Source organism: Streptomyces sp. NBC_01537, assembly GCF_045040445.1.
GTDB lineage: Bacteria > Actinomycetota > Actinomycetes > Streptomycetales > Streptomycetaceae > Actinacidiphila.
On sequence record NZ_CP109392.1, the window covers coordinates 8,877,501 to 8,897,616 of the forward strand.

Annotated in this window: 16 protein-coding genes, 2 rRNA genes and 1 riboswitch (1 of these 19 running past the window's edge); of the genes, 14 read left to right on the top strand and 4 right to left on the bottom strand. The window is 69.0% G+C overall.

Features of this window, described 5'->3' with window-relative positions; all coding sequences use genetic code 11:
• The 12 genes from OG607_RS40755 to OG607_RS40810 form a co-directional block, all read left to right on the top strand.
• Nucleotides 1-1,229, top strand: a 23S ribosomal RNA gene (locus OG607_RS40755); it begins 1,895 nt to the left of the window's first position.
• 72 nt (nt 1,230-1,301) lie between these two features.
• A 5S ribosomal RNA gene (gene rrf, locus OG607_RS40760) occupies nt 1,302-1,418 on the top strand.
• 118 nt (nt 1,419-1,536) lie between these two features.
• The gene (locus OG607_RS40765) at nt 1,537-2,145 is read left to right on the top strand and encodes a CDP-alcohol phosphatidyltransferase family protein (RefSeq protein WP_405734661.1); all 609 of its coding nucleotides are present in this window, start codon (nt 1,537-1,539) and stop codon (nt 2,143-2,145) included.
• Nucleotides 2,146-2,291: 146 nt separating this feature from the next.
• Nucleotides 2,292-4,787, top strand: a complete 2,496-nt coding sequence (locus OG607_RS40770; protein WP_405734663.1) for a sugar phosphate nucleotidyltransferase — start codon at nt 2,292-2,294, stop codon at nt 4,785-4,787.
• Nucleotides 4,788-4,867: 80 nt separating this feature from the next.
• Nucleotides 4,868-5,806 carry a DUF881 domain-containing protein gene (locus OG607_RS40775; protein WP_405734665.1) on the top strand — a complete coding sequence of 313 codons (939 nt, stop codon included), beginning with the start codon at nt 4,868-4,870 and terminating at the stop codon, nt 5,804-5,806.
• Entirely contained in the window at nt 5,803-6,135 is a 333-nt protein-coding gene (locus OG607_RS40780) for a small basic family protein (RefSeq protein WP_127360349.1), read from the top strand. Before OG607_RS40775 ends, OG607_RS40780 begins: the two co-directional genes overlap by 4 nt.
• On the top strand, nt 6,119-6,976 hold the full coding sequence (locus OG607_RS40785; RefSeq protein ID WP_405734667.1) for a DUF881 domain-containing protein: 858 nt from the start codon (nt 6,119-6,121) through the stop codon (nt 6,974-6,976). Before OG607_RS40780 ends, OG607_RS40785 begins: the two co-directional genes overlap by 17 nt.
• Before the next feature lie 113 nt (nt 6,977-7,089).
• Nucleotides 7,090-7,911, top strand: coding sequence for an FHA domain-containing protein (locus OG607_RS40790; protein WP_405737399.1), 822 nt, complete (start codon nt 7,090-7,092; stop codon nt 7,909-7,911).
• A 26-nt stretch (nt 7,912-7,937) separates the two neighbouring features.
• Entirely contained in the window at nt 7,938-8,678 is a 741-nt protein-coding gene (locus OG607_RS40795; RefSeq protein ID WP_405734669.1) for a MerR family transcriptional regulator, read from the top strand.
• A 79-nt stretch (nt 8,679-8,757) separates the two neighbouring features.
• Entirely contained in the window at nt 8,758-9,231 is a 474-nt protein-coding gene (locus OG607_RS40800) for a bifunctional nuclease family protein (RefSeq protein ID WP_405734671.1), read from the top strand.
• A gap of 206 nt (nt 9,232-9,437) precedes the next feature.
• A complete protein-coding gene (locus OG607_RS40805) occupies nt 9,438-10,079 on the top strand; it encodes a MerR family transcriptional regulator (RefSeq protein ID WP_405734673.1) in 642 nt (213 codons plus the stop codon).
• A 77-nt stretch (nt 10,080-10,156) separates the two neighbouring features.
• Entirely contained in the window at nt 10,157-11,479 is a 1,323-nt protein-coding gene (locus tag OG607_RS40810; RefSeq protein WP_405734675.1) for a DNA polymerase IV, read from the top strand.
• A 24-nt stretch (nt 11,480-11,503) separates the two neighbouring features.
• Here the strand turns inward: OG607_RS40810 and OG607_RS40815 are convergent, their stop codons facing one another.
• A complete protein-coding gene (locus tag OG607_RS40815) occupies nt 11,504-11,869 on the bottom strand; it encodes a PRC-barrel domain-containing protein (RefSeq protein ID WP_405734677.1) in 366 nt (121 codons plus the stop codon).
• A gap of 101 nt (nt 11,870-11,970) precedes the next feature.
• A riboswitch (glycine riboswitch) is annotated at nt 11,971-12,069 on the top strand.
• Nucleotides 12,070-12,244: 175 nt separating this feature from the next.
• Between OG607_RS40815 and gcvP the strand changes: the two genes are divergently transcribed.
• The gene (gene gcvP, locus OG607_RS40820; protein ID WP_405734679.1) at nt 12,245-15,130 is read left to right on the top strand and encodes an aminomethyl-transferring glycine dehydrogenase; all 2,886 of its coding nucleotides are present in this window, start codon (nt 12,245-12,247) and stop codon (nt 15,128-15,130) included.
• A gap of 70 nt (nt 15,131-15,200) precedes the next feature.
• On the opposite strand, the gene OG607_RS40825 is transcribed toward gcvP, so the two are convergent.
• Both OG607_RS40825 and OG607_RS40830 read right to left on the bottom strand, forming a co-directional pair.
• Nucleotides 15,201-15,407 (bottom strand): DUF5999 family protein, encoded by a 207-nt coding sequence (locus OG607_RS40825; RefSeq protein ID WP_405734681.1) that lies wholly within the window; start codon nt 15,405-15,407, stop codon nt 15,201-15,203.
• A 252-nt stretch (nt 15,408-15,659) separates the two neighbouring features.
• Entirely contained in the window at nt 15,660-16,265 is a 606-nt protein-coding gene (locus tag OG607_RS40830; protein WP_405734682.1) for a hypothetical protein, read from the bottom strand.
• Between the two features lie 545 nt (nt 16,266-16,810).
• On the opposite strand from OG607_RS40830, the gene OG607_RS40835 reads away from it, so the two are divergent.
• Nucleotides 16,811-18,301 (top strand): glutamate--cysteine ligase, encoded by a 1,491-nt coding sequence (locus tag OG607_RS40835; RefSeq protein ID WP_405734684.1) that lies wholly within the window; start codon nt 16,811-16,813, stop codon nt 18,299-18,301.
• Nucleotides 18,302-18,313: 12 nt separating this feature from the next.
• On the opposite strand, the gene OG607_RS40840 is transcribed toward OG607_RS40835, so the two are convergent.
• Nucleotides 18,314-20,065, bottom strand: coding sequence for a VWA domain-containing protein (locus OG607_RS40840; protein WP_405734686.1), 1,752 nt, complete (start codon nt 20,063-20,065; stop codon nt 18,314-18,316).
• Nucleotides 20,066-20,116: the final 51 nt, after the last annotated feature.

A 20,116-nucleotide genomic window follows, 5' to 3' on the forward strand; every position in this document is an offset into this window, starting at 1 on the left:
ATGCCCCCGTAACTTCGGGAGAAGGGGGCCATCACTGGTGATAGCACTTGCTGCTTGAGCTGGGGGTGGCCGCAGAGACCAGCGAGAAGCGACTGTTTACTAAAAACACAGGTCCGTGCGAAGCCGTAAGGCGATGTATACGGACTGACGCCTGCCCGGTGCTGGAACGTTAAGGGGACCGGTTAGTCACATTTCGGTGTGGCGAAGCTGAGAACTTAAGCGCCAGTAAACGGCGGTGGTAACTATAACCATCCTAAGGTAGCGAAATTCCTTGTCGGGTAAGTTCCGACCTGCACGAATGGCGTAACGACTTCTCGACTGTCTCAACCATAGGCCCGGTGAAATTGCACTACGAGTAAAGATGCTCGTTTCGCGCAGCAGGACGGAAAGACCCCGGGACCTTTACTATAGCTTGATATTGGTGTTCGGTTCGGCTTGTGTAGGATAGGTGGGAGACTGTGAAGCTATGGCGCCAGCCGTGGTGGAGTCGTCGTTGAAATACCACTCTGGTCGTGCTGGATGTCTAACCTCGGTCCGTGATCCGGATCAGGGACAGTGTCTGGTGGGTAGTTTAACTGGGGCGGTTGCCTCCTAAAGAGTAACGGAGGCGCCCAAAGGTTCCCTCAGCCTGGTTGGCAATCAGGTGTTGAGTGTAAGTGCACAAGGGAGCTTGACTGTGAGACTGACGGGTCGAGCAGGGACGAAAGTCGGGACTAGTGATCCGGCGGTGGCTTGTGGAAGCGCCGTCGCTCAACGGATAAAAGGTACCCCGGGGATAACAGGCTGATCTTCCCCAAGAGTCCATATCGACGGGATGGTTTGGCACCTCGATGTCGGCTCGTCGCATCCTGGGGCTGGAGTCGGTCCCAAGGGTTGGGCTGTTCGCCCATTAAAGCGGTACGCGAGCTGGGTTTAGAACGTCGTGAGACAGTTCGGTCCCTATCCGCTGTGCGCGTAGGAATATTGAGAAGGGCTGTCCCTAGTACGAGAGGACCGGGACGGACGAACCTCTGGTGTGCCAGTTGTCCTGCCAAGGGCATGGCTGGTTGGCTACGTTCGGGAGGGATAACCGCTGAAAGCATCTAAGCGGGAAGCCTGCTTCGAGATGAGTATTCCCACCCCCTTTGAGGGGTTAAGGCTCCCAGTAGACGACTGGGTTGATAGGCCGGATGTGGAAGCCCTGTAAGGGGTGGAGCTGACCGGTACTAATAGGCCGAGGGCTTGTCCTCAGTTGCTCGCGTCCACTGTGTAGTTCTGAAGTAACGAACTGTGTTGTTCCGGTTCAGTTGTCTTCATAGTGTTTCGGTGGTCATTGCGTTAGGGAAACGCCCGGTTACATTCCGAACCCGGAAGCTAAGCCTTTCAGCGCCGATGGTACTGCAGGGGGGACCCTGTGGGAGAGTAGGACGCCGCCGAACAATTCTTCATAGGGCCTTGCCCCGGATCCTGGATCCGGGGCAAGGCCTTTTTGCTGCCTGGGGTAGGGTCCAGGTGGCATCGACAGAATCCGCAGGTACACACACAGGAGGGGCCCCGGTGGAGGTCCAGGAGACACGGGTGCAGACGGATCGGATCATGACGATCCCCAACATCCTGAGCATGGCGCGTCTCGTCGGCGTGCCGGTGTTTCTGTGGCTGATCCTGCGCCCGGAGTTCGGGCAGTCGAAGGCTGACGGATGGGCACTGCTCGTACTGATGCTGAGCGGTATCAGTGACTACCTGGACGGCAAGCTCGCGCGCCGGTGGAATCAGGTCAGCAGTCTGGGGCGAATCCTGGACCCGGCGGCGGATCGCCTCTACATCCTGTCGACGCTTGTGGGCCTCACGTGGCGGGAGATTCTGCCCTGGTGGATCACGGGGCTGCTGCTGGCCCGTGAGGCCGTGCTGGGGGTGATGATCCTGGTCCTGCGCAGGCATGGCTATGGTCCGCCGCAGGTCAACTTCATGGGGAAGGCTGCGACCTTCAACCTCATGTACGCGTTTCCGCTGCTCCTTCTGAGTGACGGCAACGGGTGGCTCAGTACGCTCGCTGCTATTTTCGGATGGGCATTCGCAGGATGGGGTACAACTCTGTACTGGTGGGCAGGGATCCTCTATGTGGTCCAGGTTCGCCGGCTCGTCAGGGCGGATGCCATGGCTGATTGAGCCTGTGCGCCCCCGGTAGTCCTGGGACCGGCCGACCGAGGTGCCCGCAGCGAGCCCAGCGGTCCAAGCGACAGACGATGGTCCGGGTGGACGTTGACGGGTGAGGTCGGCAAGACAGTCGTCTCTTCGAGGAGGACGCTTCCGACATGAAGGCCGTCGTGATGGCCGGAGGCGAAGGCACCCGCCTCCGCCCGATGACCTCAAGCATGCCCAAGCCGTTGCTGCCGGTGGTGAACCAGCCGATCATGCAGCACGTGCTGACTCTGCTCAAGCGCCATGGTCTCACCGAGACCGTGGTGACTGTGCAGTTCCTCGCCTCTCTCGTCAAGAACTACTTTGGCGATGGCGAGGAGCTCGGCATGGATCTCACCTACGCGAATGAGGAGAAGCCGCTGGGAACAGCGGGAAGCGTCAAGAACGCCGAGGAGGCACTCAAGGACGACTCGTTCCTGGTGATCTCCGGCGATGCGCTGACCGACTTCGACCTCACTGAGCTGATCAATTTCCACAAGGAGAAGGGCGGCCTGGTCACGGTCTGCCTGACCCGGGTACCGAATCCGCTGGAATTCGGTATCACCATCGTGGACGAGCACGGCAAGGTCGAACGCTTCCTGGAGAAGCCGACCTGGGGCCAGGTGTTCTCCGACACCGTCAACACGGGCATCTACGTCATGGAGCCCGAGGTATTCGACTACGTCGAGCCGGATGTGCCGGTGGACTGGTCGGGCGATGTGTTCCCGCAGCTCATGAAGGAAGGGAAGCCGATCTACGGCTTCATCGCGGAGGGCTACTGGGAGGACGTGGGCACCCACGAGAGCTATCTCAAGGCCCAGGCGGACGTCCTGGAGGGCAAGGTCGACGTCGATATCGAGGGCTTCGAGATCTCGCCCGGCGTGTGGGTGGCGGAGGGCGCGGAGGTGCACCCCGACGCGATACTGCGCGGCCCGCTGTTCATCGGGGACTACGCCAAGGTCGAGGCCGGCGCCGAGATCCGCGAGCACTCGGTCATCGGGTCGAATGTCGTCGTCAAAACCGGGGCTTTTCTCCACAAGGCCGTCGTGCACGACAACGTCTATGTCGGGCAGCAGACCAATCTGCGCGGCTGCGTCATCGGAAAGAACACCGATGTCATGCGGGCGGCCCGGATCGACGACGGAGCGGTCATCGGTGACGAGTGCCTGATCGGCGAGGAGTCGATCATCGCGGGCAATGTCCGGGTGTATCCGTTCAAGACCATCGAGGCGGGCGCCTTCGTCAATACGTCCGTCATCTGGGAGTCCCGGGGGCAGGCACATCTGTTCGGTGCCCGTGGTGTGTCCGGGATCATCAACGTCGAGATCACGCCCGAGCTCGCCGTGCGCCTCGCGGGCGCGTACGCGACGACCCTGAAGAAGGGCGCGACCGTGACCACGGCCCGCGACCATTCCCGGGGCGCGCGGGCGCTGAAGCGGGCGGTCATCTCGGCGCTGCAGACCAGCGCCATCGACGTCCGCGACCTGGAGAACGTGCCGATGCCGGTGGCACGCCAGCAGACCGCGCGCGGCAGCGCCGGCGGCATCATGATCCGTACGACGCCGGGGACGCCGGACTCGGTCGACATCATGTTCTTCGACGAGCGTGGCGCGGATCTGTCGGCGAACGGCCAGCGCAAGCTCGACCGGGTGTACGCGCGCCAGGAGTACCGGCGGGCGTTCCCCGGGGAGATCGGTGATCTGCACTTCCCGGCGAGCGTGTTCGACTCGTACACCGGGGCGCTGCTGAGGGCTGTGGACACCTCCGGGATCGCGGATTCCGGTATGAAGGTGGTCGTGGACGCGGCGAACGGCAGCGCGGGCCTGGTGCTGCCCAGCCTGCTGGGCCGGCTCGGGGTGGACGCGCTGACGATCAATCCCGGGCTGGACGAGTCCCGGCCCACGGAGACGGCCGACAGCCGCCGGGCCGGGCTGGTGCGGCTCGGTGAGATCGTGTCGTCGTCGCGGGCGGCCTTCGGGGTGCGGTTCGACCCGGTCGGCGAGCGGTTGTCGCTGGTGGACGAGCGGGGCCGGATCATCGAGGACGACCGGGCGCTGCTGGTGCTGCTGGACCTGGTGGCGGCCGAGCGCCGCAGCGGGCGGGTGGCGCTGCCGGTGACCACGACGCGGATCGCCGAGCAGGTGGCGGCGTACCACGGCACTCAGGTGGAGTGGACGACCACGTCGCCGGACGATCTGACCCGGGTCGGCAGGTCCGAGTCGACGATCTTCGGCGGTGACGGCAAGGGCGGCTTCATCGTCCCCGAGTTCAGCAGCGTGTTCGACGGTTCGGCGGCCTTCGTACGGCTGATCGGCCTGGTGGCGCGTACGCAGCTCACGCTCAGCCAGATCGACGCGCGGATCCCGGACGCCCATGTCCTCAAGCGGGACCTGGCGACGCCGTGGGCCGTCAAGGGCCTGGTGATGCGCCGGGTGGTCGAGGAGGCCGGCGACCGGTCGGTGGACACCACGGACGGCGTACGGGTCGTGGAGGCCGACGGCCGCTGGGTGATGGTGCTGCCGGACCCGGCGGAGGCGGTGACGCATCTGTGGGCCGAGGGGCCGGACGACGCCTCGGCGCAGGCGTTGCTGGACGAATGGTCGGCGATCGTGGACAGCGCCGGCCGCTGACCGAAGGGACGGCCCCCTCCCGACGCGCAACGGCGCGCCGGGAGGGGGCCGTTCGAGTGTGGCGCCGCCGACGTGCGACGATGTGCGTCATGCCGCAGGAGCACCCCGATCGGAGCAGCGCGAGCCGCAAGGCCCCGCTGCGGCGTCCTGATGCCTCCATGTCACTGCTGACCAACGTCATGGAGCACAGCCTCGACGACGGTTACGCGGAGGCGGCGGGCCGCCGCGGCGAGACCGGGACCTCGCGCATGCCGCGTACGCCGCGCGGGAAGCTGACCCTGGCCGTGGGCCTCGTGCTGGCCGCCGTGGTGGTCACGCTGGGCGGCGCGCAGGCGCAGGTGGCGGCGCCGACGCTGGCCAAGGAACGGCAGAAGCTGATCGACCGCATCGAGTCGGAGACCGCCGCGGCGGACGGGCTGCAGAAGAGCGTGGACAAGCTGCGCGACGACGTGGGCGCGCGGCAGCGTGAGGCGCTGAAGGACCAGGGCGTCCCGGGTGCCGAGCGGGTTTCGCTGCTGGCGGGCGCAACCGCGGTGACCGGTCCCGGCGTCAAGCTGGTGGTGGACGATGCGAAGGAAGCCACTTCGGGCGGCGGCAGCAATCCGCGTACCAGCAGCGACTTCTCGGACACCGGACGCGTCCGGGACCGTGACATGCAGCGGGTCGTGAACGGGCTGTGGTCCTCGGGCGCCGAGGCGATCTCCGTCAACGGCCAGCGGCTGACGGCCCTGTCGGCGATCCGCGCCGCGGGTGACGCCATACTGGTCGACAACAAACCGCTGGCGCCGCCGTACACGGTGCTGGCGATCGGGGACGGGCGGCGGCTGAGCACCGCGTTCCAGGACAGCGACGACGGGCAGTATCTGCACGTCCTGGAGGAGAACTACGGGATCCGGGCGAGCATCTCGGCCGAGAGCAGGCTAGAACTGCCGGCGGCCCCGAGTCTGATCGTCCGATCCGCGAGCCCGGTCCCGAGCGCCGGGCAGAGCGCAGCCGAAACAGGGAAGGGCACGAATTGATCGCCGTACTGGGCCTCGTCGTAGGAGTCGTGGTGGGCCTTGTGGTCCGCCCGGTGGTACCTACGGTGGTCGAGCCTTATCTCCCGATCGCCGTGGTCGCGGCGCTGGACGCCGTGTTCGGCGGACTGCGGGCGATGCTCGACGGGATCTTCGACGACAAGGTCTTCGTCGTGTCCTTCCTCTCCAACGTCGTGGTCGCGGCGCTGATCGTCTTCCTGGGCGACAAGCTCGGGGTCGGCTCACAGCTGTCCACCGGCGTGGTGGTCGTCCTCGGCATCCGGATCTTCTCCAACGCGGCGGCCATCCGCCGCCATGTCTTCCGGGCGTGACGGCACGATGAGCGATGACAGCGATGACAAGGGCCGCGATGACAAGGGCCGCGATGACGGGGGCCGCGATGACAAGGGCAACGAGCCACTGGCCCTGCCGCCGGCCCCGGCCCCAGCGGCTTCAACCGGCCGGCAGCGGCTGAAGGCCGGTCTGTGGCCCCCTCGGGCGTCCCGGGCGCAGCTGATCGTGGCGCTGCTGCTCTTCGTGCTCGGTCTGGGCCTGGCCATCCAGGTCCGCTCCACCAGCGACAGCAGCGCGCTGCGCGGGGCGCGCCAGGAGGACCTGGTGCGGATCCTGGACGAGCTGGACAACCGTACGCAGCGGCTGGAGGACGAGAAGCGGGGCCTGGAGAACCAGCGGACGGAGCTGGAGAACAGCTCGGACCAGGCCGAGGAGGCCCGCAGGCAGACCGAGCAGAAGGCCCAGCAGCTGGCTGTGCTGGCCGGTACCGTCGCCGCGCAGGGTCCGGGGATCACGCTGACGATCAGCGACCCGAAGGGCACCGTGGAGTCCGACACGCTGCTGGACACGCTCCAGGAGCTGCGGGCGGCGGGTGCGGAGGCCATCCAGATCAATGATGAGCGGGTGGTCGCCGACACGTACTTCACGCAGAGCGGCAGCTCGGTGGAGATCGACGGGAAGAAGATCTCGCAGCCGTACCGCTTCAAAGTCATCGGTAATCCACAGGACCTGGAGCCGGCGCTGAACATCCCCGGCGGAGTGGTGCAGACTTTGGAGAAGGAGCAGGCCACGGCGGATGTGGCACGCTCGCAGAAGATCGTTGTGGATGCCTTGCGACCGTCGAAGGCGCCTGACTACGCTCAGTCGTCATCCCAGTGAGAGCTGGACGAGTGGGCGCACCCGGGGGAGGGCATGAGAAAGCGGGGGGTCGCCGCCCGTTGCGGGTGGTGTGTGAGGGAAACTGTGTTGTTGGCCGTGACTGAGGGTTCGTCCTGCCCCACGGGCGGGTCTGTTTCGTTCAAGGGGAATCGCCCGTGAAGTTGTTCGGAAAGTTGTTCGGAAAGAGCGCACGGCAGGAGCGTGAGGCCGCCACAGCGCGTCACCGTGCTCCGCGGCATGCGCAGGAGGACGGTACGGGCGACGAACGCCCGCTGTTCCGCAATGAGCCCGCCGGACCCGGCGGAGACATTTCGGGTGGTCCTGGCGTGGCTTCTGTTGACCCTGCCGCGTCCGGGCGCATAGGTTTCGAGTCACCATCAACCTCAAGTGCGGGTGGAGGGTCCTTGCCGGTCTGTACGAGGTGCGGGAACCGCAATGCCGAGGCGAGCCGCTTCTGCTCCAATTGCGGCGCGCCGCTGCGCGGGGGAGCCCCGTACGAGAGGGCGTCGGAGACCACGTCGACGATCTCCATTTCCGGCCTTGAGGCGTACGAGGCGGAGGTCACCGGCCAGACCGTGATCCCGTCGCTGTCCGCCGAGGCGCAAGCCGCGGTGGACGCGCTCCCACCGGGCTCGGCGCTGCTGATCGTCCGGCGCGGTCCGAACTCGGGCAGCCGCTTCCTGCTGGACGGAGAGCTGACCACGGCCGGCCGTCACCCGGAGAGCGACATCTTCCTGGACGACGTGACCGTCTCGCGGCGGCATGTGGACTTCCGGCGCGAGCCGGACGGCGGCTTCACGGTCGCCGATGTCGGCAGCCTGAACGGCACGTACGTCAACCGGGAGCGGATCGACTCGGTGCCGCTGGCCAATGGCGACGAGGTACAGATCGGCAAGTACCGGCTGGTCTTCTACGCGAGCCAGCGGGGTATCTGACCCACCTGAGCCGCTAGGGAAGGTCCATGCTGCGTACACCGTCGGGCGGTGCCGGGAACGGCACCGCCGCAGCGGACGGCAGGCTGCTGAGCATCGGGGCGGTGCTCAACCAGCTGCGTGACGAATTCCCCGAGGTCACCATCTCCAAGATCCGTTTCCTGGAGGCGGAGGGCCTGGTGGAGCCGCAGCGGACCCCTTCCGGGTACCGGAAATTCGCGGTCCGGGATGTCGAGCGGCTCGGACACGTCCTGCGCATGCAGCGCGACCATTACCTCCCGCTGAAGGTCATCCGCGAGCACCTGGACGCCCTGGACCGGGGCGAACCGATTCCACTGCCCGCGCCTGCCGACCAGCCGGCCCGTGACCTCCTGGACGGCCCCGCGGAGCCGGAGGCGCCCGGGCTGCGGATCGGCCGGACGGAGCTCATCGCGGCCACCGGGGCGGACGAGGAGGAGCTGGCGCAGTGGGAGTCGTACGGACTGGTGGAAGCGGGCCCGGACGGCGACTATGACGCCGAATCGGTGAACATCGCCAAAATCGTCGCCGACCTCGGCCGCTTCGGTCTGGAGCCGCGCCATCTGCGGGCCGTCAAGGCCGCGGCGGAGCGCGAGGCCGGGCTGGTCGAACAGGTGGTCGCCCCCTTGCGCCGTCATCGCAACCCGCAGACCAGGGCGCACGCCGAGAGCACCGCCCGGGAACTGGCCGCGCTGTCGGTGCGGCTGCACGCGGCACTGGTCCAGTCGGCGGTGCGCGTGCGGCTTTTCTGACGCCTCCGAGGGCCCCGCCGGAACCGGTGGGTTCCTCCCCGACTACCCAAACCGGCCGGGCAAGTCCTAGGGTTGCTGTGTGAACGAGCTCGATGTCGTGGGTGTCCGGGTCGAAATGCCCTCCAATCAGCCAATCGTGCTCCTGCGCGAGGTGGGGGGCGACCGTTACCTGCCCATCTGGATCGGGCCCGGTGAGGCCACTGCCATCGCTTTCGCGCAGCAGGGAATGACGCCTGCGCGGCCGCTTACCCATGATCTGTTCAAGGATGTGCTGGAGGCCGTCGGCCAGACTCTGGCCGAGGTCCGCATCACGGATCTGCGCGAGGGAGTCTTCTACGCCGAGCTGGTGTTCGCCAGCGGTGTCGAGGTCAGCGCCCGTCCCTCCGACGCCATAGCGCTGGCGCTGCGCACCGGTACGCCGATCTACGGGAGTGACGGCGTGCTGGACGACGCGGGGATCGCCATCCCGGACGAGCAGGAGGACGAGGTCGAGAAGTTCCGCGAGTTCCTCGACCAGATCTCGCCCGAGGACTTCGGCAGCAGCAGCCAGTAAAATCTCGCCGCCGCTGTCCGGCTTGCGGCCATTCAGCCAGCCTTACCCCTCCTGTGGACACGCGAAACCACTCTTGGGGTGGATATCACTCGGCGTGCCGAGCGTGGCGATCGTTGACGCACCCGGAGTGACTGCCTACCGTCGAGAAGGAAAGTCCCGATGGCACGTGCACGTGCCCGCAGGGACGAGAAGGGACGGAGGTCGGCGTGATCAGCACCGGCGACGGAATGGCCGCGGGCGGCCCGTATCCGCTGCGTGGGGCCCTGGCCCGGCACTCCGCCATGGCGGCGGGCGGGGGCGGCGGTGAGCCCTCCGCGCACGCCCCTGAGGCCGCCTCCGAGACCTCCGGGACTTCCGAGACCATCGGCTACCGCGGGCCCACGGCCTGCGCGGCCACCGGCATCACCTACCGCCAACTGGATTACTGGGCCCGAACCGGGCTCGTCGAGCCGAGCATCCGGCCCGCGTACGGATCGGGCACGCAGCGGCTGTACAGCTTCCGGGACGTGGTCGTCCTCAAGATCGTAAAGCGGCTGCTCGACACGGGTGTGTCCCTGCAGAACATCCGCAACGCCGTCCAGCACCTGCGCTCCTGCGGGCCCGCCGAGCTGGCCCGGATGACGCTGATGAGCGACGGCGCCACGGTGTACGAGTGCTCGTCCCCCGACGAGGTGGTCTCGCTGCTCCAGGGCGGGCAGGGGATCTTCGGGATCGCTGTCGGTGTGGTCTGGCGCGATGTGGAGAGCACGCTCGCCCAGCTGCACGGCGAGCGGGTCGACACCGGCGAGACCCTGGCCGGGCACAATCCCGCCGATGAGCTGGCGAGGCGGCGCAACCGCGCGGGATAGCCCGCGGGATGGCGCGACATGCCCCGTACCGTACTGGTGTACGGCGATTGTCGGTGGCATAGGGCAGCATCGGTGGTGTGAGAAGCGCGCCGACGATCCTGCACCTCGACATGGACGCGTTCTTCGCTGCCGTCGAGCAGGCGTCCAAGCCGAGCCTGCGGGGGAAGCCGGTGGTCGTCGGCGGCCTCGGCCCGCGCGGGGTGGTCGCCACGGCCTCCTACGAGGCCCGTGTGCACGGGGTGCACTCGGCGATGGCCATGGCGCATGCGCGGCGCCTGTGCCCGAACGCCGCGTACCTGATCCCGCGCTTCGGGCTCTACCGGCAGGTCAGCGATGTGGTGATGGGGCTGCTGGGGGAGCTGTCCCCGCTGGTGGAGCCGCTGAGCCTGGACGAGGCCTTCGTCGACCTGGAGGCGGGCGGCATCGGGGACGATCCGCGGGGCGTCGGGGAGAAGCTGCGGGCGGACATCAGGGCGGCCACGGGGCTCACGGCATCGGTGGGGCTCGCGGCGTCGAAGCTCATCGCCAAGATCGCCTCGGAGCAGGCCAAACCGGACGGGCTGGTCGTGGTAGAGCCCGGCACCGAGCGCGAGCTGCTCGATCCCATGCCGGTGCGCACGCTGCCGGGCGTCGGTCCGGCCACGGCCGAGCACCTGCGGCGGGCCGGGATCGGCACGATCGTGGAGGTGCGGCACATGGGGGAGGCAGAGCTCGTACGGCTGCTGGGCAAGGCACACGGCGCGTCGCTCCATGCGATGGCGTCGGGGCTGGACGACCGGCCGGTGGTCGCGGAGAGGGAGAGCAAGTCGATCTCGGTCGAGGACACCTTCGACGTGGACCTGACGGACCGGGTCCGGGTGCGGACCGAGCTCGACCGGCTGGCCGACCGGTGCGTGAAACGGCTGCGGGGCGCGGGGCGGTCCGGGCGGACGGTGGTGATCAAGGTCCGTCGGTACGACTTCAGCACGCTGACGCGGTCCGAGACGCTGCCGGGGCCGACGGACGACCCGGCGGTGGTGCGGGAGACGGCGGGCCGGCTGATCGAGGCCGTCGACACGACGGGTGGGGTCCGGCTGCTGGGCGTGGGCGTGGCGGGGCTCGCGGACTTCACCCAGGAGGATCTGTTCGCGCAGGCGGCGGGTTCCGTCCTCACGGACGAGCCGGTCGACGGCGCCGAGCCGGTGGTGGCGGAGGAGGAGCCGGTCGCTCCCGCGCGGCGCTGGATGCCCGGCCAGGACGTGCGGCATACGGAGTACGGGGCCGGGTGGGTGCAGGGGAGCGGGGTGGGGCGGGTGACGGTGCGGTTCGAGGAACCGTCGTCGTTGGTGCCGGGGCGGGTACGGACCTTCGCGGTGGAGGATCCGGAGCTGGAGCCGTCGGATCCGTTGCCGCTGGTGTAGGTGCCGGCTGCCGTCGGGGAGAGGTCAGTCCTCGGTCGCCAGTTTGCCGAAGTCGTGGTCGGGCCGGGGGCCCGCGGGCGGGAGTTCCAGGCCGTAGTGGTGGTAGAGCTGGAGCTCCTGCTCGGGGGAGAGGTGGCGGCCGACGCCGAAGTCGGGGGCGTCCTTGATGAGGGCCTTGTCGAAGGGGACGACCAGGTGGTCCTCGACGAAGGCGCTGGGCTCCAGGGGGACGAAGGCGTCACGGCTGAAGAGCCCTGTGCGGACGGCGGCCCATTCGGGCTCGCCGGTGGCGTCGTCGAGGTAGACCTCGTCGACGGTGCCGATCTTGACTCCGTTGATGTCGAAGGCCCTGCGGCCGATGAGGCTGCGCGGATCGATACCGGTCTGCACGGTTCCTCCAACTGATCGTGATTGTTCCTATTTAGTCATGAAAGACACCTTCTGTCACATGTCGGCGTCAGGAGTCGCGCTGGTAGGCTGGCAGCGGCCGCAGACCCCATGCGGGAGAGTCCCGGTAGCGCAGGTCAGCCGGGCGCCGAAGGAGCAAATCCTCCCCGGAATCTCTCAGGCATCCGTACCGCACGGGTGAGGTCACTCTGGAAAGCAGGAAGGGTCCGAGGGCAGCGTCGCCCCGGGTGCTGCCTCACCGACGGTGAAAGCCGTTCCGTGGATTCAACGCGGGACGGTGAAGCTCTCAGGTTCAGATGACAGAGGGGGAGGCCCAATGGAGTCAGACCAGCGCGTCAGACCAGGAGGCCTCCGCAGATGACCGCCAACCGAATCCCGCTCTCCGAGCTGGAGCGCGGCATTCCCTTCGCCGACCGCCACATCGGCCCCGACGCGCCCGCGCAGGCGAAGATGCTGGCCCAGGTCGGCTACGGCTCGCTGGACGAGCTGACCGCCGCCGCGGTGCCGGACGCCATCAAGAGCGCCGAGGCACTGAGGCTGCCGGCCGCCCGCACCGAGGCCGACGTACTGGCCGAGCTGCGCTCGCTCGCGGACCGCAACCAGGTGCTGCACCCGATGATCGGCCTCGGCTACTACGGCACCTTCACGCCGCCGGTGATCCTGCGCAACGTCATGGAGAACCCGGCCTGGTACACGGCGTACACGCCCTACCAGCCGGAGATCTCGCAGGGCCGCCTGGAGGCGCTGCTGAACTTCCAGACGGTGGTCGCCGACCTCACCGGGCTGCCGACCTCCGGCGCGTCCCTGCTGGACGAGAGCACGGCCGCCGCCGAGGCGATGGCGCTGGCCCGCCGGGTGGGCAAGGTCAAGGACGGCGTGTTCCTGGTCGACGCCGACACCTTCCCGCAGACCACGGCGGTGATCCGGACCCGCGCCGAACCGACCGGCGTCGAGGTGGTCGTGGCCGACCTCTCCGCCGGGATCCCGGCGGAGATCGCCGAGCGCGGTGTCTTCGGTGTCCTGCTGCAGTACCCGGGCGCCTCCGGCGCCGTACGCGACCTGAAGCCGCTGATCGAGCAGGCCCACGGTCTCGGCGCGATCGTCACGGTCTCCGCCGACCTGCTGGCGCTGACCCTGCTGGCCTCGCCCGGCGAGCTGGGCGCGGACATCGCGGTGGGCACCACCCAGCGCTTCGGCGTCCCGATGGGCTTCGGCGGACCGCACGCCGGATACATGGCGGTGCGCGCGCAGTTCGCCCGCAGCCTGCCCGGCCGCCTGGTCGGCGTGTCGGTCGACGCGGACGGCAACAAGGCGTACCGGCTGGCCCTGCAGACCCGCGAACAGCACATCCGCCGCGAGAAGGCCACCAGCAACATCTGCACCGCGCAGGTGCTGCTCGCCGTCATGGCAGGGATGTACGCGGTCTACCACGGCCCGGACGGGCTGAAGGGCATCGCTCGGCGCACCCACCGCTACGCCGCGATCCTCGCCGCGGGCTTGCGCGCGGGCGGCGTGGAGGTCACCACGGACACCTTCTTCGACACGGTCACCGCCCGCGTGCCGGGCCGGGCCGCCGAGGTGGTGGCCGCCGCCCGCACGGCCGGGGTCAACCTGCGGCAGACGGACGCCGACCTGGTCGGCATCGCCTGCGACGAGACCACGGGCCGTGAGCAGCTGGCCGCGGTCTGGGGCGCGTTCGGTGTCGCGGGCGAGGTCGAGGAACTGGACGCGGCCACCGAGGACGCCGTCCCCGGCGCTCTGCTGCGCACCGACGACTACCTCACGCACCCGGTCTTCGCGCAGCACCGCTCCGAGACCGCGATGCTGCGCTACCTGCGCCGCCTCGCCGACCGTGACTACGCGCTGGACCGGGGCATGATCCCGCTCGGCTCGTGCACGATGAAGCTCAACGCCACGACCGAGATGGAGCCGGTCACCTGGCCCGAGTTCGGCGCGCTGCACCCCTTCGCGCCGGCCGAGCAGGCGCAGGGCTATCTGACCCTCATCCGTCAGCTGGAGGACCAGCTCGCGGAGGTCACCGGCTACGACAAGGTCAGCCTCCAGCCCAACGCCGGTTCCCAGGGCGAGCTCGCGGGCCTGCTCGCGGTCCGCGCGTACCACCGGGCCAACGGTGACACGCAGCGCACCGTCTGCCTCATCCCGTCCTCCGCGCACGGCACCAACGCCGCGAGCGCGGTGATGGCCGGCATGAAGGTCGTGGTCGTGAAGACCAGCGACGACGGCGAGGTCGAGATCGCCGACCTGCACGCCAAGATCGAACAGTACGCGGACGAACTGGCCGTGCTCATGGTCACCTACCCGTCCACGCACGGCGTGTTCGAGGAGCACATCGGTGACATCTGCGCGGCCGTGCACGACGCCGGCGGCCAGGTCTACGTGGACGGCGCGAACCTCAACGCCCTGGTGGGGCTTGCCAAGCCGGGCCACTTCGGCGGCGACGTGTCGCACCTGAACCTGCACAAGACCTTCTGCATCCCGCACGGCGGCGGCGGCCCCGGTGTCGGCCCGGTCGCGGTCCGCGCCCACCTGGCCCCGTATCTGCCCAACCACCCGCTGCAGCCCGAGGCCGGCCCGGCGACCGGTGTCGGCCCGGTCTCGGCGGCGCCGTGGGGCTCGGCGGGCATTCTGCCGATCTCCTGGGCGTACGTACGGCTCATGGGCGCGGAGGGGCTGAAGGCCGCGACGCAGGTGGCGGTGCTGGGCGCCAACTACGTGGCCAAGCGCCTCGAGCCGCACTACCCGGTGCTGTACACGGGGCCGGGCGGGCTGGTGGCGCACGAGTGCATCATCGACCTGCGGCCGCTGACCAAGGAGACGGGCGTGACGGTCGACGATGTCGCCAAGCGCCTGATCGACTACGGCTTCCACGCGCCGACGATGTCGTTCCCGGTGGCCGGGACGCTGATGATCGAGCCGACGGAAAGCGAGGACCTGGCGGAGCTGGACCGCTTCTGCGAGGCGATGATCGCGATCCGCGCGGAGATCGAGCGGGTCGGCTCGGGCGAGTGGCCGGCGGATGACAACCCGCTGCGCAACGCCCCGCACACGGCGGCGGTGTTGGGCGGTGACTGGGCGCACGCGTACACCCGTGACGAGGCGGCGTTCCCGGCCGGGGTCTCGGCGGCGGACAAGTACTGGCCGCCGGTGCGGCGGATCGACGGGGCCTACGGCGACCGCAACCTGGTGTGCTCGTGCCCGCCGTTGGACGAGTACGACGCGTAGGGCACAGGCGTACGGGCAGGCCCCGCCGCTCAGTTGGGGCGGGGCCTGCCCGGTGTCACGTCGGGCGGTGTCAGGCGGCCGTCACGATGAGCTCGATCCCCAGCGGCCGGTGCGGTGCGATGATCTGCCCGTTGGGCAGGAGTTCGCCGGTGTCCTCGAAGAGCAGGACGCCGTTGCACAGCAGGCTCCAGCCCTGCTCCGGGTGGTGGGCCACTACCTGGGCGGCGTCCCGGTCGGGGCTGTCGGCGGACGGGCACTGGGTCTGGTGCTGGCACATTGACGGCGTCTTTCGCTGCTGTAGGTGTGACGTACGGCCGGATGGGGTAGGTACCTGGGTCATGACCGCGCCCCCGTTTCAAGTCGGTCGGGTCCAGTGTTGCTCTAGTCACGTGATTCCGCAGGCATTTCGTGTGAGCTTTTCTTGTTAGTTGGGGACGCATTCACCCGAGCGGGCGGTTGCTCGCACAAAGCAACACCCCCGTGACCGTAAGGTCACGAGGGTGTCCGCTTTGCCGCCCTGAGGGTCCCGTCAGGCGAGTGTCCCCAGCAGCGGGGCTGGGGCCAGCCGGTGGGTGAGGACCGGGACCAGGTCCGACAGGCGGTGCATGCGGTGCGCGGCGATGCCGGGTGGCGCCGGGGCCAGTGGAATCAGCAGGTCGGCCGCGGCGGGCTGCGCGGAGGCAGCGTCGGCCGTGGCGTCGCTGTGCAGCCACAGGGTCAGCATGTACAGCCCCGGCACCGACAGCAGATGCGGCTGGTAGGCGGCCGCGAGGGCGTCGGCCTGCCGCAGCGCGCGCTCGGTGGACATCAGATACGGGCCCTCGCAGAAGTGCGAGAAGGTCCAGCCGTCCGCGGTGCGGACCGTCTCGCCCGCCGCGGCGACCCTCTCGCCCGCCCGGATGTGGAAGCGCCAGCCGGTGAGCCGGGCACCTGGCAGTCCCCGCCCGGCGACCGCTCCGGCCGCCGGGCTCGGGGGCTCCAGGACATGGACGGGCAGCGGGTGCTCGGCTACGAGCGGTCCGGCGGAGGAGCGCAGCGACGGCGTGCGGGCCTCACGGACGGCGGTGGGTGAGCTCAGAGCGGCAAGGACGCTCCGCAGAGCGGGAGCGGGGGCTGGTGGGACCTGCAGCGGCATGGTGGGCGGCCTCTCATCGGGAGACACGATGGTGCTCGGCGGGTGCGGACGGCACTGTCAGCGTTGCGACCAGGGCAGGGGGCAGCGGACCCGGCACTGAGTGCCAGTGGGGGCGGGGGCGCGCGGAATCGGCTGTGGCATGCGGATCCCTTCCCACGGCCGGACGCCTGCGGGGCGCTTCCGGCGGGTCGCGGAGTCTCTGCCTTGTGAGCGGAGTTTATACGAAGTGTGTTCGCGCAGTGTTTCGTCTAGCCGTCTTCGGGATTACGGGCAAGGGGCTATTCCGCCGTCCTCGCCAGCTAATTACTCCGCATTTACGGTGTATTGCCCACGCCTCATCAGGGCTTCCCGGGCTACTGCGGATGGCTGATTCTCGTCGGTGTTTTTCACGAGCCGGGGCCACCGCACGGCCGTCGCGTGTTGCCAACGGAATGTGCCCGCGTAACACCCTGAGTCAGCATAGCGGCTGCGGGGCCCGCGCGGGGCGTTATCGATCTTAAGGATGGGCATCATCCGATCACCGACCATTCGAGGAGGGACGCCTCATGGGGGAAAAGGTCGTGGCCACAGGGTTCGACCTGTCCGACCGCCTGCGCTACCGCCGGAAGCTGCGGCAGTGCCTCATGGGGCTGGAGCGGCTCCTGGAAGAGAAGCGGTTCGACCGCCCGCGTAATCTCATGGGTCTGGAGATCGAGCTGAATCTCACGGATTCCGATGGGCTGCCGCGCATGATGAACGAGGAGGTGCTGGAGCGCATCGCGAGCCGCGATTTTCAGACCGAGCTGGCACAGTTCAATATTGAAGTCAATATCGCTCCGCACCGGCTCGGGGGCCGGGTCCTGGACCGGCTGGCCGAGGAGCTGCGTATTGGATTGGGATATGCCGATCGCAAATCCCGCGAGGTCGGCGCGCATATCGTCATGGTCGGCATCCTGCCGACGCTGGGCGCCCAGGACATGGTGTCCGCCAACCTCTCCCGCGCCGACCGCTACATGATGCTCAACGACCGCATACTCGCCGCCCGGGGCGAGGACATCAGCCTCGACATCGCCGGCGTCGAGCGGCTCACCACCACCTCGGCCTCCATCGCCCCCGAGGCCGCCTGCACCTCGATGCAGATGCACCTGCAGGTCACCCCGGCCCGCTTCGCGGCGGTGTGGAACGCCGCGCAGGTCGCCGTCGCGCCGCAGATCGCGATGGGGGCCAACTCCCCGTTCCTGTTCGGCCGCGAGCTGTGGAGCGAGACCCGGATACCGCTGTTCCTGCAGGCCACCGACACCCGCCCGGAAGAGCTGCGGGTACAGGGCGTACGCCCGATCACCTGGTTCGGCGAGCGCTGGATCAACGGCCCGTACGACCTGTTCGAGGAGAACGTACGGTACTTCCCGTCCCTGCTGCCGATCTGCGAGGACGAGGATCCGCTGCGGGTGCTCGACGAGGGCGGGGTGCCGAGCCTGAAGGAGCTCACGCTGCACAACGGCACCGTCTACCGCTGGAACCGGCCCGTCTACGCGGTCGTGGACGGCGTGCCGCATCTGCGCGTCGAGAACCGGGTGATGCCCGCCGGGCCCACGGTGGCCGACGTGATCGCCAACGCGGCCTTCTACTACGGCCTGGTACGGGCCCTGGCCGAGGCGCAGCGCCCGGTCTGGGGCCGGCTGCCGTTCGCCGTCGCCGAGGCGAACTTCGACACCGCGTGCCGCGACGGCATCGACGCCGTGCTGCGCTGGCCCAAGGGCGCCCGGGGCGGTTCCCTCGCCGAGGTCGCCGCCGTCGACCTGGTGCGCGACGAACTGCTGCCGCTGGCCGCCGCCGGGCTCGACGCCTGGGGCATCGACCCGGTGGACCGGGACCACTACCTGGGCATCATCGAGGGGCGCTGCAGCCGCCGTACCAACGGGGCGCGCTGGCAGCGGGACGCCTTCCACCGCGAGTTGGGGCGCGGCCCGGACCGGCAGCGGGCACTGGCCGCGATGACCCTGCGCTACTGCGAGTTGATGCACTCCGGTGTCCCGGTCCACGAGTGGCCCGATTAGCGGTGCGGGCCCTCAGGACGCGGTCGCTCCGGAGGCGGCGGCCACCACGGCCTTGAGGAGCACGGCGTGGATCTCGGCGGGGTCGTTGACCCGGTAGGCGGCGCCGCCCGTGGCCTTCGCGATGCGGTCGCACGCGGCCTTGTCGGCGTCGGGGCCGATGGCGATGGCGATCAGCGGGACGGGGCGCTGGGGGTCGGCGAGCTTCTTGAGCTCGGCGGTGAGGGCGCCCAGTGAGATGCTTCCGGGGTCCTGGTTGGCGCCGTCGGTGAGGATGACGACCGCGTTGAACTCGTTCGCCTCGTAGGACTTGAGGGCGTTCTGATAGATCGCCAGCGCCGAGTCGTACAGGCCGGTCGCCCCGTCCGGCACCGGCTGGAGGGAGCCGAAGGCCGAGGTCAGCCGGGAACGCTGGGTGGCGCCCTTCGGTGTGCTGTCGCCGAGCCGGCCGGCGGGGACCAGCTCCTTGTAGTCGCGGCTGCCGTCGAGCTTGGCGGCGAACTCGTACAGGCCGATCTCGTCGTCCTCGGTGAACTGCGACAGGGCCTGCAGCAGTGAGGCCTTGGTGACCTCCATCCGCGACTGGCCGCCGGAGCCGGGCACGGTCTGGGCCATGGAGAAGGAGGCGTCCACGACGGTGATCAGCCGGGCGTTCTGCACGGTGATCCGCCAGAGCGTGCGCACCCGCCTCAGATCCGCCGTCGCGGGCAGGTCGGCGGCCCGTTCGTCCACCGGCTGCGGCGTCCGGCCGCCGGCCTTGGCCAGCACCGTGGCCACCGGGTCGCCCTCCGGGGGACGGAACCCGTGCGCGGCCAGCTGCCGCATGCCGCCCGAGCTCTGGAGCAGTGCCAGGAAACGCGTGGCGCCCCGCTCGACCTCCGTGCTCGCGCCGTCCGGGTCGACCAGGGTGTACGGGTAGTCCAGGACCGTGGTGCCGTCCTTGGGGTAGAAGAGGTCGAGGTCCGGCGCGTTGCCGTCGGTGGTGTTGTGCTCGTACGCGGCCTGCTCGGACAGGAGGAGCGCCTGGACGCGCTGCGGGTTGTCCGCCTCGCCCTTCGTGGAGTCGCCCGGCAGCGTCGCCATGACCGCCTCGTCGGCGGGCGCGGTGTGCTGGGCCAGTAGCTTGGCGACGGTGGCGGTACGGGTGTCGGTGTCCCCGCCCTCCCTGGCGATGGAGGCGTTCACCATGGCGAGCGCGAGCAGTCCGGTGGCGCTGCGGGCCGGGTCCGCGGCGCCGAGCCGCAGGTTCGCCTCCGCGGCGGACGCGGTGAGCCCGGCCCAGGTATAGGTCTTTTTCGGCCAGCCGAGCCGCTTCGCCTGCGCCTGCAGCGCGCCCATCACGACCGGGGACGAGGCGATGTTGCCGATGTCTGTGACCTGCGTACTTTCCTGGCCGGCGTCGGCGAGGCCGATCCAGGCGCCGGAATCGGGGATCCACACCTCGAAGTCCGAGCTGTCGGAGCTGCCGGCCCCCAGCGACGCGGAGACCTCGGAGGCGGCCCGAGCGGTGACCTTCACATCGAGGCACTGGCCGTCCGACTTGACGGCGTCGCGGCGGGCCCGGGCGGCCAGCAGCGTCAGGGTGGGCGCGATGTCCGGCGCCGCGACGACCCGAAGCCGTACGGTGCCGTCGCGGCACGTGCCGCCGAAGGGGAGAAGGCCGCTGCGCACGGCGGCGAACGTCCCGGCGCCCATGGCCAGTACGAGCATGGCGGCGATCCCGACCGTGCGGCGGCGGGCCCGGCGTGAACCGGGCGCGTCGGTCATGGTCGAATCAACGGGGACTCGGTGACGTCCCATGGTGCTTCCCCCAGGAAG